At 69.1% G+C, this 14,135-nt stretch carries 13 protein-coding genes; 4 read left to right on the plus strand and 9 right to left on the minus strand.

Features of this window, described 5'->3' with window-relative positions; translation table 11 throughout:
* Nucleotides 1–255: 255 nt before the first annotated feature.
* A complete protein-coding gene (locus ACFY3V_RS32020; protein ID WP_362904866.1) occupies nt 256–1,716 on the plus strand; it encodes a serine/threonine-protein kinase in 1,461 nt (486 codons plus the stop codon).
* A 125-nt stretch (nt 1,717–1,841) separates the two neighbouring features.
* On the opposite strand, the gene ACFY3V_RS32025 is transcribed toward ACFY3V_RS32020, so the two are convergent.
* The gene (locus ACFY3V_RS32025; protein WP_362904864.1) at nt 1,842–2,570 is read right to left on the minus strand and encodes a hypothetical protein; all 729 of its coding nucleotides are present in this window, start codon (nt 2,568–2,570) and stop codon (nt 1,842–1,844) included.
* 514 nt (nt 2,571–3,084) lie between these two features.
* Between ACFY3V_RS32025 and ACFY3V_RS32030 the strand changes: the two genes are divergently transcribed.
* Nucleotides 3,085–3,603 carry an FBP domain-containing protein gene (locus tag ACFY3V_RS32030; protein ID WP_362904862.1) on the plus strand — a complete coding sequence of 173 codons (519 nt, stop codon included), beginning with the start codon at nt 3,085–3,087 and terminating at the stop codon, nt 3,601–3,603.
* A 128-nt stretch (nt 3,604–3,731) separates the two neighbouring features.
* Here ACFY3V_RS32030 and ACFY3V_RS32035 read toward each other — a convergent pair whose 3' ends face one another.
* The 8 genes from ACFY3V_RS32035 to ACFY3V_RS32070 form a co-directional block, all read right to left on the minus strand.
* A complete protein-coding gene (locus ACFY3V_RS32035) occupies nt 3,732–4,529 on the minus strand; it encodes an ABC transporter permease (RefSeq protein WP_389778664.1) in 798 nt (265 codons plus the stop codon).
* Entirely contained in the window at nt 4,526–5,419 is an 894-nt protein-coding gene (locus tag ACFY3V_RS32040) for an ATP-binding cassette domain-containing protein (protein ID WP_362904858.1), read from the minus strand. Before ACFY3V_RS32040 ends, ACFY3V_RS32035 begins: the two co-directional genes overlap by 4 nt.
* Nucleotides 5,416–5,778: a hypothetical protein gene (locus ACFY3V_RS32045; RefSeq protein WP_389778666.1), complete on the minus strand. Its 363-nt coding sequence runs from the start codon at nt 5,776–5,778 to the stop codon at nt 5,416–5,418. The genes ACFY3V_RS32040 and ACFY3V_RS32045 overlap by 4 nt, the downstream gene beginning before the upstream one ends.
* A 3-nt stretch (nt 5,779–5,781) precedes the next feature.
* Nucleotides 5,782–6,327 (minus strand): helix-turn-helix domain-containing protein, encoded by a 546-nt coding sequence (locus ACFY3V_RS32050; RefSeq protein WP_362904854.1) that lies wholly within the window; start codon nt 6,325–6,327, stop codon nt 5,782–5,784.
* Between the two features lie 332 nt (nt 6,328–6,659).
* Nucleotides 6,660–7,727, minus strand: coding sequence for an ABC transporter ATP-binding protein (locus ACFY3V_RS32055; RefSeq protein WP_362904852.1), 1,068 nt, complete (start codon nt 7,725–7,727; stop codon nt 6,660–6,662).
* A complete protein-coding gene (locus ACFY3V_RS32060) occupies nt 7,724–9,235 on the minus strand; it encodes an ABC transporter permease (RefSeq protein WP_389778669.1) in 1,512 nt (503 codons plus the stop codon). Before ACFY3V_RS32060 ends, ACFY3V_RS32055 begins: the two co-directional genes overlap by 4 nt.
* A 110-nt stretch (nt 9,236–9,345) precedes the next feature.
* The gene (locus tag ACFY3V_RS32065) at nt 9,346–10,407 is read right to left on the minus strand and encodes an iron ABC transporter substrate-binding protein (protein WP_389778671.1); all 1,062 of its coding nucleotides are present in this window, start codon (nt 10,405–10,407) and stop codon (nt 9,346–9,348) included.
* 178 nt (nt 10,408–10,585) lie between these two features.
* The gene (locus ACFY3V_RS32070) at nt 10,586–11,023 is read right to left on the minus strand and encodes an ester cyclase (protein WP_362904846.1); all 438 of its coding nucleotides are present in this window, start codon (nt 11,021–11,023) and stop codon (nt 10,586–10,588) included.
* Between the two features lie 378 nt (nt 11,024–11,401).
* On the opposite strand from ACFY3V_RS32070, the gene ACFY3V_RS32075 reads away from it, so the two are divergent.
* Both ACFY3V_RS32075 and ACFY3V_RS32080 read left to right on the plus strand, forming a co-directional pair.
* On the plus strand, nt 11,402–12,577 hold the full coding sequence (locus ACFY3V_RS32075) for a hypothetical protein (RefSeq protein ID WP_389778674.1): 1,176 nt from the start codon (nt 11,402–11,404) through the stop codon (nt 12,575–12,577).
* Nucleotides 12,578–12,930: 353 nt separating this feature from the next.
* Nucleotides 12,931–14,022: a hypothetical protein gene (locus tag ACFY3V_RS32080; RefSeq protein WP_389778676.1), complete on the plus strand. Its 1,092-nt coding sequence runs from the start codon at nt 12,931–12,933 to the stop codon at nt 14,020–14,022.
* Nucleotides 14,023–14,135: the final 113 nt, after the last annotated feature.

Consider the following 14,135-nt stretch of genomic DNA (forward strand, 5'->3'; position numbering starts at 1 on the left):
TGATTCCGAGCCGCTCGGCATTCGGGGCGGGGGCGATCCCGGGGCGCCTGTTATCCAGGACGGGGAACGACCCCGAGTCGCCTGTTATGATCACCGCGGAAAGCCCGGCGGAGGATGCTCACAAAGAACATCGATTTACGCGACGTGAAACCGATGAACGATTCGAGGGACTGTGCGCCGATGATTCCGGAGAACGATTCGAGGAACCGTGCTGAGATGATTCCGATCGAAGGATGACAAGGGGGGCGGAGACCGATGGACAACGCGGGGTGGGCGGTCGATGTTCCCCAAGGATATCGCGTCGGTGAATGGCGGGTCGGCAGGCCCGTCGCCACGGGGAGTTGGGGGAGCGTCTATGTGGGGGTTCGGGACGGGGAGGACTCGACGCCCTCGGCGTTGAAGTTTCTGCCCACGGGGACGGTCACCCGACGGCAGTTGAAACATCTCATGGAAATGACGCAGCGGGAAATACGTCTGCACAGCAGGCTCCAGCATTCCCGGCTGATTCGATTACACGAAACGCTTGTCGTCGACGACCAGGATAATCCCGATCTCGACGGCGCGTGTGTTCTGGTGATGGACCTGGCGGAACGGTCGCTCGCCGATCTGATTCGAGCGGGGGAACCCGTTCCCGACGCGCCGAGGCTGATCGCCGAGATCTGCGAGGGAATAGCGTACATGCACGCCGAGAAATGGGTGCATGGAGATCTCAAGCCCAACAACGTGCTCATGATGGCCGACGGTTCGATACGTCTCGCCGACTTCGGCCTGACCACCGAGATAGACGGGACCCACGGCTATCTTCCCCCGATGGGCTCGGTGGACCACGTGCCTCCCGAACGCTGGGGCGAGCCCGTGACCGAACGGGGACACGCCGTGCGCTTCTCGGCCGACGTCTGGGCGCTGGGCGTGATGGCGTGCCAGCTGCTCACCGGCCATCTTCCCTTCAGCGCCCCGACCGCCCGCGCGCGCTACGTCGCCGCCGTCGAGTACGCGGCAGGAGAGCGCCCCCTGACGCTCCCGGTCTCGCTTCCCGAGACCTGGCGTTCCTGGGTGAGTGACTGCCTCGCCCCTGACGCGAGGCTCCGGCCCAGTGCGGCCCGCCAGCTCTACCGGGCGCGGGTGCTGGCCGGTACCACCGAGGCCCCGCCGCGGCGCACGGGCATCCGGTTGGCGGGGATGGTGGCCGCGGCCTTTCTGGTACTGGCCGGCGCGTCGGGGGCCGGGATGGTCGACGCGTCCGTGGCCGATCCGTTCGGGCGCTGGTTGCGTGCCGATTCCGACATTCCCCGGGAGTATCGCGCTCTGATCGTCGAAGCCGGCACCATGTGCGACGAGCCGGGCCTGAGCCCGGCGCTGGTCGCCGCGATACTGAAGACGGAGAGCGGCTTCGACGCGCGACTGCACGACGTGGAGAAAGACGAGTACGGCCTCGCGCGCTGGACGCCGTCGGTGCTGCAGTACTACCTGCCCGCCGACCGCCGAGGCGTCATTCTCACCCCGCCCCTGTCGCCGGAGGACACCATCCCCGCCGTCGGCCGCTATCTGTGCGTACGTCTCCCCCTGCTGGCCGGGGTGCCCGGAGATCCAGGCCTCCTGGGAGCCGCGGCCTTCCGCTCCTCCGACGGGGTGATCCGGGAGGAGAACGGGGTTCCCGAACGGTTCCGGTCGTTCGTCGAACGGGTGCGGAAGCACCGGGCCGAATACCAGCCGTGATCGCGTGGAGGGGCGCCGCGGGCGTCGGCCGTGATCGCGTGGAAAGGCGTCGGACGTCAGCCGTGATCGCGCGGAGGGGGCGTCGGCCGTGATCGCGGGGAGGGGGCGCCGGGCGTCAGCCGTGATCACAGGCTCAGTCGCTGCAGGTGCTCCTCCCGCACCAGATCGAAGCGCAGCGCGACGGAGACCAGCGCGGCGCGTTGCCAGTCGGCCTTGCGTGAACCGGCCGACGGTTTGACGCGCAGTTTCTTACGCGCCAGATAGTCGATGTGGAAGTTGACCGCCGCGCGGGTCAGCCCCTCGCAGCCGGGCACCTCGCGCAGCAGTTCCAACACCTCCGGCACCGTCGGGATGACCGAGGAGGCGCAGTCGCGAAGGCGCGGTTCGCAGAGCGCGACCAGCACGAGGAAGTATTTCGCCGTCTCGTCCAGGGAGAAGCTGGAGATCGTCGGCTCGCCGACCGTCAGGCTCTCGGGTGTGTCGGGGTCGATGAAACTGTGCTGCGAGGCGAACACCAGGAAGGAACAGGCGCCGCCCGCCACCGGAAGCACCACGCGGGCGAACTCGAACGGCACGGGCGCCGCGACCCGCCGCGGAGCCACCTTGAGGAACTCCCCTCCGCCTTCGGGATTCTCCACGACCAGGGTGGAATTCCGGCTCAGGTTGGTGAGCAGCCAGTAATCCTCCATGGCATGGATGACCCCGGCCCGCCTGGAGATCTCCGGATGATCCAGCGGAAAGTCGACGGGGACGCTCGCCGTCCCGCGACCAAAAACGATCTCGTGGCCTGGGGAAAGCTCGATGACGGCCGGTTCGGCGCCAGAGCCTTCGGCCTGTAAGAGGATCGTTCGCATCCACCCGCCCTAACAGCACCCTGGAAGCTTCCAGGTTCCCTGGTCCTCAGCCTATGCCGAATGCTGTTCTCGTCCGCACTGGATTTACCGGGGCTCAGCGCGTTGACGGCCGCTGTTCGGCGAGGGCCGAAAACGGCACATGAGGTTCCCTCGGGGAACGGAACACCTCGTCCGAGTCAGGACCGTTGAAGCGGTGGCCGGCCCATGGGGACCGGCCACCGTCTCTTTCCCGTCGCCTTTCGGCCGCCGAGCCGAGGAAAAATCCCTCGACGTCCTCCGGGACGTGCTGAGACACTGGCCGCTGCCCGAAGGGCCGAGAGCACCTCGGCCCGGCCGAGCCCTGCCCCGGCCCGCCCATCCAGGTCTGACCTGGTCCGATCGGTCGGCGGACTGGCCTAACCTGTCCTGGTCGCGCATGACCTGACCAATCGCGGGCCGGTGGAGGCGCCGAGCGCGGCGCCGACGGAGGCGGGGCGCGGGGGGATTTTCCGATGATCGTGGTAACGGTAGGTGAATGATGAATCCGGTCGGCGAGAAAGAGATACGCAGAGCCTTCGTCAACTGCTCCAAGGGGGAGGCGAGCAGGATCAACCTGCCCAGGGGCCTGCCCGAGCTCCCCTGGGCCGACCTCGACTTCCTCGGCTGGCGCGATCCCGGTGCTCCCGACCGGGGCTACCTGGTCACCGAGCGGCAGGGCGAGCTCGTCGGCGTCACCCTGCGCGTCGCGCAGGATGTGCGCAGGGGGTTCACCAAGAGCACCGTGTGCTCGATCTGCGTGACCCCCCACTCCGGCAGCGGGGTCGCCCTGTTCGTCGCGCCCAGGGTCGGCGCCGCGGGCCGCCAGGGCAACACGGTCGGCACCTACATCTGCGCCGACCTCGCCTGCTCCCTCTACATGCGGGGCATCAAGCGGTCGGAGGCCGGCGTGCGGTTCGAGGAGACGCTCACCATGGAGGAGCGGATCGCGAGGACCACCGTCAACCTGGACGACTTCCTGGACAAGGTCTTCGACGGAGACCTGCGTTCGGCGTGACCTGATCGCGGTCCGCACGAGGGCGGGTCAGGACAGACAGCCGGAGCAGGCCGCGCCGGTGCCTGGCCGACAAGAAGATGGTTGCGCTTCCCGGAGATCGGGGCGGCGACGGAGTCGGCTGGGAGCGATCAGGCGAGGTCGCGGCGCATCGGCTGGAGCAGCGCGGCCGTGCTCGCCAGCGCGGTGTATCCGAGCAGGATCAACGTCCCGGCCATCGGAGACAACAACTGGACGGGGTCGCTGGACAGTTGCCGGGCCATGGCGTCGGCCACGGCGGTGAAGTCGGTCAGTGCCGCGGTCGCGCCACCGGGTAGCCAGGGGTACAGGTTGCGGACACCGGGGATCATGATGAGCAGCAGCTCCGCCCCGTACAGGTAGCCGATCACCACGCACAACGCCGCGATCTGTTGGCGAATCAGCGCGCCCATGCCCACGCCGAGCACTGTGTAGGCGACCATCGCGACCGCCAGGCGGCCCAGCAGCTCGATGACGGTCCCGGCGGGCAGCCCCAGGTTGATGCCGCGGGCCGCGGCGGCGCCGAACAACGCCACAGCAGCGGTGCCCGACAGGACGAGCCCGTAGATCATGCCCGCCAGACCGTAGGTGATGAGCTTGGCGGCCAGCACCCGCCAGCGCTCCGGCGCGAACAGGAACGTGAAGTTGATGGTCCGGTGCCGGTATTCCGAGGTCACGGCCAGGGTGCCGATCGCGGCGGGGATGAAGGCGGTGAAGCTGAGGAAGCCGACAACGGCTCGCACTCCGGCTTCGGTGTGCAGCCCTGGCATCGGGGGGTCGAAGTTCTCCGGTCCGACGAGGGCAAGCAGTCCGATCAGGCCGCCGCCGAGGAGGGCGGCCACGAGTAGGGTGCCCAGCCACATCCGGGTGGCGAGCAGCCTGCGGAGCTCCGCGTGGATGAGGGGCTTCATGCGTTCGTCCGTTCGCCGGTCAGTTCGAGGAAGATCTCCTCCAGGCTGCGGTGTTCGGTGGTCAGGCCGTGGACGCGCAACCCGTGAGCGGCGGCCAGATCGGCGATCTGGGCCGGGTCGAGACCGTGGACGCGTAGGTTCTGCGGGCCGGTCGCGTCCACCTGGTGGGCCTGGCGTGACAGGATCGGCCGCAGTTCGGCGGCGTCGGGCGTGCGTACCAGCACGGCTTGCGTCGTATCGGACAGCTCACGCAGGGAGCCTGCGGCCAGCAACCGCCCCTGCCTGATGACCACCACGTCGTCGACGACCTGCTGGACCTCGCTGAGCACGTGGCTGGAGACCAGGATGGTGCGGCCCTCATCGGCCAGATCGCGCAGGAAGGACCGCAGCCACGCGATGCCCTCGGGGTCCAGGCCGTTGCTCGGCTCGTCCAGCAGCAAGACGTGGGGGTCGCCCAGCAGAGCGGTGGCCAGGTTGAGCCGCTGCCGCATGCCGGTGGAGAAACCGCCCGTCCTGCGCCCGGCGGCCCCGGCCAGGCCCAGAAGGCTGAGCAGGTCCTCGACCCGGCCACTGGGGTATCCGCCCATCGCGGCGTAGATTCGCAGGTGGTCCCTTGCCGAGTGGTGCGGATGGAAGGAGGCGGCGTCGAAGACCGCGCCTACCACGGTGGTCGGACGAGGGATGTCGCGGTAGCGTCGTCCACCGATCGTCACGCTGCCGGACGTGGGCACGACATGGTCGATCATCATGCGCATGGTCGTGGTCTTGCCGGCCCCGTTGGGGCCGAGGAAGGCGGTGACCGCTCCCGGTCTGACGGTGAAGCTGAGGTCGTCGACGGCGGTGAGCGCACCGTACCTCTTCGTCAGGTTACGGACCTCGATGCCGCTCATGAGGCCACGGCCCGGATCGCCTCGACGAGCCGGTCGGTGTCGGGGGCCGAGATGACGACTTCGTCGAATTCGCCGCCGGAGCTCGCGCGATCCAGCAGCAGGTGCACTCCGGGCAGGTGGCGGTTGACCGACACCAGTTGCCGTGGACCACCGTAGAGGCCCCACACGCCGATCTTGGTGTGGCCTGACACGGTCAGTCCCCTTCTTGCGCCGCGCGGGACACGCAGCGGCTGATCCGCGGCGATCGCCTGTCGTACCGCTGCCAGGGGAATGGTGTGCCGGGCGCGGCCGACGAAGAATCGCTCCCACGGGCCGAACTCCATAATGATCGAACTGTCTTTGATGGTCACCGTCGCCATGTGTCAGCCTTCTTTCGTCAGAGGAAGGAGAATCGTCGCCAGCAACCGGGCCGTGCGGCCTCGTCCCGGCTCGTTGGTGAGCAGGGGCTGGACCAACTCGGCGAACCCCTGCGCGAAGCGGATGAACTCCTCGTCATCCAGGTGCAGCACCAGCTGCTGGTAGCCGGCGCCGTCGGCAGCCAGGTCGACGTGCTCCCTGGCGAGGTAGCGCGAGAACTCCGACAGCAGGCTGCTGACGAACGCGGTGAAATACCGCGCGTGATCTTCGGTGGAAGTCGAAGCCAGCGCTTCGGCGGTGGGGGTCACCCCGCCTTGCGCCACGGCGTAAATCCGCTCCGTCGCTCCTCCGACCTTGCGTTCGTCCACCACCTCCAGAAGACCCGCCTTGGCCAGCGTGGCGATCTGCCGGTACAGCGTCGCCTGTGGCACGTCGGGCAGCAGGCCCGCCAGATCGGATGCCGTGCGACGGCCGCCGGCCACGGCGCCCAGGATGCGGATGCGCACGGGATGGAGCGCCAACTCGGCCCAGCGCCCTGTCGAAGTACTCACGATCAGAACATTATCACTATCGATAATGAGAAAGACATGGGGATGCGAACACGTGAGCTTGATCGCTGTCGGCGTGATCCCACCCGGACATGATCGGCCCGACACCTACGCCGACGCGGTAGATGAAGGCCGCCATCGCCTGGTGGCGCAGCCGTGGCCGGCGGCCCCCGGCCGGCCTCGGCCCAGCCGGCCTCCTCGGCGAGTCGATGAGCGCGCCGCCCATTCACGGGACCGCACGAGGACCGTGACCATGGCCGGTGCGACCGTGTTCACCCGGTGCCACCGTGTTCACCCCCGTGGGAAGACCGGGCGGGAAGGAGCGTCCTCCCGTGTCACCCGGTGCCCGGCCGGTCGCGCCAGGCCAGGCCGCCCCCCTCCACCTGGACACCGACCTTGTCGCCGACGGTCATCGGTTCGGTCGGGGCCGTCACCCGCGCGGTGACGTGCGTGCTGTCGGACAGGCTCAGGGTGACGAGCGCGTCGTGGCCGTGGAAGTCGTCGCCGACCACGGTCGCGATCACGGCCTGCGGTGCCGGTGGCGTGGTGATCCGGACCTGTTCCGGACGGACCAGCACGGTGAGCGCTCCGCCTCCCGGGGGGAGTTCGGCCACCACGACCGGGCCGAGCGCGGTGCGCAACACCGCGGGATCACCGTGGTGACCCGGCTCGTCCTGTGCGGACAGCAGGATCGCCTCGCCGACGAAGGCGGCCACCCAGGCGTCGGCGGGCCGGTGGTAGACGTCGGTGGGGGAGCCGCTCTGCACGATGACGCCCTCGCGCATCACCGCGATCTGGTCGGCCACAGACAGCGCCTCGCCCTGGTCGTGGGTGACCAGGATCCCGGTGGCGCGGTCCGCGCGCAGCGCGGCCCGTACGTCGTGCCTCAACTCGGCGCGGAGCCCGGCGTCGAGCGCGCTGAACGGCTCGTCGAGCAGGATGAGGGAGGGGCGCGGCGCCATGGCGCGGGCGACCGCCACCCGTTGCTGCTGTCCTCCGGACATCTGGTGCGGCATCCGGTCGCCGTACCCGGCCAGGCCGACCAGGCTCAGCGCCTCCTCGATCCTGTCGCCCCGCCGCTCGGCCCGGCTCAGCCCGTACCCCACGTTCTCGCGTACCGACAGGTGGGGGAAGAGCGCGCCCTCCTGCGGCACGATCACGATCTGGCGCCGCTGAGGCGGCGTGTGCGCGGCGGGACCGGCGACGACCCGCCCGTCGACGGTGATCTCGCCCGCGTCGAGGCGTTCGAAGCCCGCCACGCAGCGCAGCAGGGTCGTCTTGCCGCAGCCGGAGGGGCCGAGGACGGCGGTGAGGGTGCCGCTCGGCACGGTGAGGTCGACCCCGTCGAGGGCGGCGACGGACCCGTAGCGCCGGGCGAGCCCGCGCAGTTCCAACCGGCTCACCGCTGAACCTCCTTGCTGAGAATCCCGGTACGCGCGGCGAGCAACCAGGTGGGCACCGATGACAACACCACGAGCAGAACCGCGTAGGGGGCGGCGCCCGCGTAGGCGGCGACCGCCGTGTTCGACCACAGCTCGGTGGCGAGGGTGTCGACACCGGTCGGGCGGAGCAGCAGCGTCGCGGGCAGTTCCTTCATGCAGGTGAGGAAGACGAGCGCCGCGCCGGCGCCGATCCCCGGCAGGGTGAGCGGCAGGGTCACCGTGCCCAGCACCGCGAGCGGCCCCTTGCCCAGGGAGCGGGCGACCTCTTCGAGTACGGGCGGCGCCTGGGCCGTCGCGGTGGCGACGGCGGCGACGCCCAGCGGCAGGAAGAGCGCGGCGTAGGCGAGCGCGAGCAGCCAGGTCGTCTGGTAGAGCGGGAAGGCGACGTTGATCCCGAAGAACACCAGGGACAGGCCGATCACCACCCCCGGCAGGGCGTGGCTGAGGTAGCTGAGCCGCTCCAGCGTCGCGGCCAGGCGCCCCGGCACCCGGGCGTTCAACACCCCGACCGGCAACGCGAGCAGCATGGTCAGCGCCGTCCCCGCCAGCGCGAGCAGAAGGGAGTTGCCCGCGGCGGCCAGCACCTCCGGCCAGGTTCCCGGACGGGAGATGCCCTCGGCCATCCGCCGGGCGAGACTGTACGCGGTGACGCCGAGCGCGAGGACCGCGACGGCGAGCAGTGCGGCCGCGGCGGGCAGGCGTGCCACGCCCAGAGCGGCCCTGGCGGGCGGGCGGCGGGTGCCGCTCAGCCGGGAGTAGCGGGCTCCGCGCCGCCGGGTCGCGCCCTCCCCGGCCAGGATGAACACGGTCAGCACCACGAGTACGGTCGACAGCACCAGTGCGCCGGTACGGTCGAAGCCGAGGTCGAAGGCGAGGAAGATGGCGCGGGTGAAGGTGTCGGCGCGCAGGATCGAGACCGCGCCGAAGTCCGACAGCACGTACAGCGCCACCAGCAGCCCGCCACCGGCGATCGCGGGGCGGATCTGGCGCAGCGTCACCCGGGTGAAGGTGTGCCAGGCGTCGTGGCCCAGCGACCGCGACACCTCCTCCTGCGCCGGGTCGGCACCGGCGAGGGCCGCGGCGGTCGGCAGCAGGACGTAGGGATAGGAGCAGAGCGTCAGCACCAGGGCCGCCGCCCAGAAGCCCTCGAAGCCGTCCACCGCCGACACCCAGGCGAAGGCGGCGATGTAGGTCGGCACCGCGAGGGGCAGGACGGCGAGGACGGCGAAGACGCGGCGGCCCGGCAGGTCGGTGCGCACCAGCAGGAAGGCCGAGCCGACCCCGAGCACCAGGCAGGCGAGGGTCACCACGGCCGCGAGCGCGAGCGTGCTCGCCGCCAGCGCCGCGACCCGCGCGGTGAGCAGTTCCTCGGCGATCCGGGCGCCGCCCGCCTCGGCGGTCCGGACGGCGAGGTAGGCGAGCGGGATGAGGGCGACCGCGACGGCGAGCACCGACAGCGCCAGCACCACGGGCCTGGCCGGGCGGGGCCGCCTCGCACCTCCTGCCGGGACGCCGGGACGGCCGGGCCGCGGCGAGGATCCGCCGCGACCCGGCCGCCTCACGGAGAGCGGCGACGTTCTCAGGGGACCAGTCCCGATTCCTTGATGAGCGCGATCGTCGCCTCAAGCTGGTCGAGGTCGTTCAGGTCGACCGACGGGACCTTCAGCTCGTCCAGGGCGGGCACCCCGGCGGGCGGGGCGGCGTCGGCCAGGACCGGGTACTCGAAGGTCTCCTCGGCGAAGTACTTCTGCGCCTCGGCGCCGAGCAGGTAGTCGACGAAGGCCTGCACGTCAGGGTTGTCGGCGGCCTTCTTCAGCACGCCGACGCCCGCCACGTTGACCAGGGCGCCGCTGTCCCCGTCGGGGAAGAAGTGCAGCTTGGCGGCGAGCCCGTCGGGCGTCTTGCCCCGCTCCTTGGCCAGCTCGCCCAGGTAGTAGTGGTTGATCAGGCCGACGGCGACCTTGCCCGAGTCGACCTCCTCCAGGATCGGGCCGTTGCCCTCCCGGATCTGCGGCTCGTTGGCCTTGAGCCCGGCGAGGAACTCCTTCGCCTTGGCCTCTCCGTGCTGCACGGTCACGGCGGTGACGAACGACTGGAAGGACGCGTTGGTCGGGGCCACCCCGACCTTGCCCTTCCACTCCGGGGCGGTGAGGTCGAACACCGAGGTGGGCAGCTGGTCGGCGGGGACCAGGTCGGGGTTGTAGACCAGCACCCGCGAGCGGGCGGTGACGCCGACCCACTCCCCGCTCTTGGCGCGGTAGGTGGCGGGCACCTTGTCGAGCACGGCGGCCGGAAGCGGGGCGAACATCCCCTTCTTGGCCACGGCGCCGAGCGCGCCGGCGTCCTGGGCGAAGAAGACGTCCGCCGGTGACTTCTCCCCCTCTTCCAGGAGCTGGGTGGCCATGGCCGAGGTGCTGGCGTAGCGGGCCTCGACGGCGATGCCGCTCTGCGCGGTGAACTTCTCCAGCAGGGGCTTGACCAGGGCCTCGTTGCGCCCGCTGTAGACGGTGATCTTCTTCTCGGCCGCCTGGCCGGCGGCCTCGCCGGTGTCCGCGGACTCGCCGCCGCACGCGGCCAGACCGAAGAGGAGAGCACCCGTGGTGGCCAGTTTGAGCATGGTTCTGGGGAGGGACGTCGGCACCGGGGTGCTCCTTCGATCATGGCGCTTGCAACTACATCGCTGTAGAAGTTAGCAGAGCCTAACCTAAGGAGCTGCGGCAGGGGGTGGGGCGCCTCCTGGGAGGGGCACCTGATCTACGTGCCGGGGAGGCCGGGTTCGGTCAGGACTTATGTGTGGGGAGGCCGGGTTCGGTCGGGACCTATGTGCCGGGGAGATCGAGTTCGGTCAGGCCGAAGCCGAGTTGGCTGTACAGCTCCAGCTGGTCGAAGTAGTCCCGTTGCGTAATGATCTTTTCGTTGGCGACGTAGGCCATGCACGCACCGCGGACGGTGATGCGACGGCCGGTCTCCTCCACCTCGCGCCCGTCGGGCAGAAGGAAGGGGCCCGTGTGGGTGCCGGTGAGCGTCCATTCCGCGACCACGGGATCCTCGCAGGGGACCTCCAGCCAGACCGTCTTCTTGAAGTCGGGAAACGCCTTGAAGTACTGCTCGTAGAGCCAGGCGATCTGCTCGTGTCCCTCCATCGTGCCCGACGGTGCGACGAGGACGGCGTCCGGGCTGTAGCAGTCGAGTACTCGGTGCAGATCGTGAGCGTTGATCGCTTCGATCAGGCGGCGTTCGAGCTCCAAGGAATTCACGTGACCCTCCTGGTGCTGGACGAGGCGTTGGGCTTCCGGGACTTCCGGTCCGACCGGGATGCCGTACGTCGGGGGTGCTCAGGGGGCGTCGGACCGAGAGCCTTGACGGCGCTCTTTCAAAGCTATCCAGTGGGAAGTGAGCCTTTGGTCCGGGTGTCGTGGTATTCGCACCACGGAAGGTGCTGTAGGTCCCCGGTCGTCCCATGGGAGTGTCATGTCTTCGTCATGCCCGCTCGCCCGGTGCATCGGAGAGGAGGATTCACCTACAAAATAGCTGAAACCGCCAAAAAAGCGATTTATATTGAACTCTGCGCTATAAATGGAAATCAGCGAAAATAGCGCTGGTCGGCGAGTCCCGTGCGGGTTAGGTTGACCAGCATGAGCACCTCCTATCACCCCCCTCACAACTACCGGGTCGTGGCACCCGACCAGCTGCGCGGATTCCCCAAGGCGCTGGGGATAAGCGACTACTGGATGCCGAGGACGATCGCCCTGGTCACACAGGGGAAACCCGGCGACCTGGCCCTGGTCGGCGATCCGCCGTACGACTCCTCCCAGCACGACTCCTCCGGGATCGGGGTTGGCACGTTCCACTTCGACATGACGACCCGCACCTCCCAGGGATGGGGCGGCGGCATCGTCCGCTATATCCAGTCGGGCAAGCCTTGTGTGTGGAAGCCCGCGGAGCCGAAGGAGGGCACCTTCAACCTGGTGGTGGAGATAACCGCCGAGGACGCCACCGAGATTCGCATCTCGGAACGGGAGCACATCGAGGATTTCCAGCGCGCCTGGGAGTGCTCCTTCGGGCTGGTCGCCGGCCTGGCGCCCAAGTGCTCCGCCGAGTCGACGGAAGGGGCGATCAGGGCACTGGTCACCCGTCTGATCGAGATGGGAGCGGCGTACGTGATCCCGGCCGACCCCGGTGACCTGGCCAACTGGGGTCCCCGCGTCCTCGCCGTCTACAAGGCCCTGTGCGCCCACTCCTACAAACGCGACGACAAAGGCCATCACTCGCCGATCGAATACCGGTTCACGGTGCACGAGAAGACCATCACCGTGCGTTTCGCCTTCGGCCCGAGACATTCCAGTGAGGAGTTCGTGATTCCCGGGGAGATCTCCCCGGTGTTCACCGCCGCGAGCTACGAGGAGTACCTCCAGGCGAAGAAGGCCGCCGTCTCCCAGCCTCCGGTGGTGGCCGTTGCCGGGTTGAAGGTCGGCACCGTGGTCGTGTGGTCCGATGTCGTCGCCGACGGCCGGCTGTTCGAGGACTATCCGCTGGGGCCCTCCATCGCGGAGCAGACCGTCTACGCCGTCCCCGATCTTGAGACGGAGCGGTGGGTGGTGGACATGCCGGCCATCAACGGCCGGCTCCACTTCGAGCAGGGAGAGGTGGTCGCGGTGGCCGACACCCACACCTGGGTGAAGATCGACTTCCGGGACCACGACTCTGACGGCACGTTCTCCTGGGTCTCGCCGAAGGTGGCTGAGCTCAACCTCCCCGGCGGGTACGGCTACGTGTGGCTGCGGCACCACCTGCTGAAGCCGAAAACCTGACCGGCGTCACCGCCCGTCTCTCTCGACCGCTCACCTGATCGCCTCGCTCGATCGGCCCGCATCCCGTGATCCGACCGCGGTGGCCCGGCGAGAAGCTCGCCGGGCTACCCCGGAAGGCGCGGCTCGGAAGGTGCGACGACGGTCGGTGGTCATCGGTCTGTGACCCCCGCGCTGAGAAGGTGAACCACTCCCGACCGTAACTGTCGAACAGGAGTCAAGTTCGGCGGTCAAATTGGGCCTTCTCAGCCGCCCGGTCGGCGGGTTATCAAGAGTCTGGGGGCGCCCGCGCGCCATCCCCGCTCATGACCACCACTCCGATGCGGACGAGGGATGACATGCGCCGGCTATGGGCAGTGATCGTACGAACGCTCTGCGTCGCGGCCCTCGCCGCGACCGGGCTCACCGGGACCGTCACGACCGCCGCAGCCACTGTGACCGCCACCGCGGCCGAGCCTCCCCGCTGGGGATTCGCCGTCGTCAGAGGCAGCGCGGTGGTGGAGACCCTGCACCAGGCGGGCTCGTGGCCGCAGGGGCTCAAGGTCGAGGCCACCCAGGGCGAGCCCGGTCAGGTGTTCGTGAGGTTCCCGCAGATCGGTAGGGCTTCGGGGGGAGTCGCCCACGTCACGGCGATCTCCCAGTCCGCCGACTGGTGCCAGGTCGAGGGCTGGTGGCAGTCGGGCACTGACGAGATCGTGGCGGTGCGGTGTCACCGGTACGGCGTCGGGCCGATCGCCTCGCGGTTCTCGGTCACCTTCGGCTCCAGCGAACAGTACCTGCCCGCGCGCCAGGCGTTCGGGTACGTGCACTGGGACGGCTCCGCCGTGGCCACGGGGTTCAACTCCTCGGGGCCGGCCGCGGTGAACACCGTCGTGCCGCTGACGGCCCCGGGAACGTGGCGGGTCACCCTGCCGGGACTCGGCTCGGCGGGCCAGGCTGGGAACATCCAGGTCACCGCGGTCGAGCCGACCGTACCGGCACACTGCAAGCTGGGCGGATGGAGCGCGACGACGGCCGCGCAGAGCATCGTGGTGCGCTGCTACGACGCCGTCGGCACATCACTGAACACCGGATGGAGCCTGACCTACCACCGCGAGCGGGCCATCACCTGGACACCTTCGGGGTACCGCTTCGCCTACACCTTCGACAACGCCCCCACGACCCAGGGCCCCTATGTGCCGACGCCGTACCCGGTCAGCTACAACTCGCAGTCCGGGGGCCTGCAGCTCAACAATTTCGGGGTCGCCAGGAAACAGGTGATGTTCGGCGAGGTCAGCGGATATGCGGACAACGTCCAGGTGACCGCGTTCGGCTACGGCCCGGAGTTCTGCAATCTGTACGCCCCCTGGGAGACGTATTCGACGTATGTGAGCATCCGGTACGTCAGCTGCTACAACGGCACCGTCCCGGTCGACCACCCGGCGATGATCACCTACATAGCCCGCTGACCAGGGTCTTCTTTCCCTTTAGGCGCCGGACCGCCGACGGCGGAAACGAGCGTCCGCCTCCCCGTGCGGCGATCGGCGGTGATGAGGATGCCGTCGAACGCCACGTCGCCCGC

Source organism: Streptosporangium sp. NPDC000095 (genome assembly GCF_042899335.1).
Classification (GTDB): Bacteria; Actinomycetota; Actinomycetes; order Streptosporangiales; family Streptosporangiaceae; genus Streptosporangium.